The organism is Planomonospora algeriensis (assembly GCF_977012225.1).
The window spans coordinates 1-540 of record NZ_CDRNDK010001068.1 but is presented as its reverse complement, the minus strand read 5'-3'; the positions used below and the strand labels follow the sequence as shown (position 1 = coordinate 540).

Below are 540 nucleotides of genomic sequence, written 5' to 3'. Positions count from 1 at the left end.
TGGGCGCCGGGCAGGCCGCGCCTCCCGCCGCGTCCTGAGAAGGCGCGTGTCCCGCCGCCCGGGTCACGCCGGGGGGCGGGCACCGTACCGGCGGAGCCTCACAAAGGCAGATGCACCAGGGTGGCGGGGTGGTCGCGGGTGGCCCCGGTCGCGTCGGCGGGGCGGTGCAGGCAGAGCAGGCCCGTGGGGACCCGGACGACCGGCTCGAACGTGCCCGCCGCGCGGTGGACCTCCCGCGCCCCCTCGGGGGTGACGTGCACGAGCCTGCTCCGGCCGGCGTCGAGCATGGTCAGCCAGAGGGAGTCGCCGTCGGCCACCAGGCGCGGGCGCTCCCAGCGGTACCGGGAGGTGAGGTGGCCCGCCAGGGACGCCGACTTCTTGCCCATCAGGAACCGCAGCGCGCCGGACCGCTCGTCGAGGATGCTGACCGACCAGCCCCTGGCGGGGCTCACCTGGTCCGCGCCGACCGCGTAGAGGCTGCCGCCCGCCGGGACCCAGCGCAGCGCCCCGGCCGGCGGGCGCGGCGCGATCAGCGCGGGC

1 protein-coding gene is annotated in these 540 nt (G+C 78.5%); it reads right to left on the bottom strand.

Annotated features, from left to right (window positions below):
* Window positions 1–98: 98 nt before the first annotated feature.
* Window positions 99–540 (bottom strand): hypothetical protein (locus ACWJ6R_RS37830; protein ID WP_449066782.1); only part of this gene is annotated, 442 nt, incomplete at its 5' end.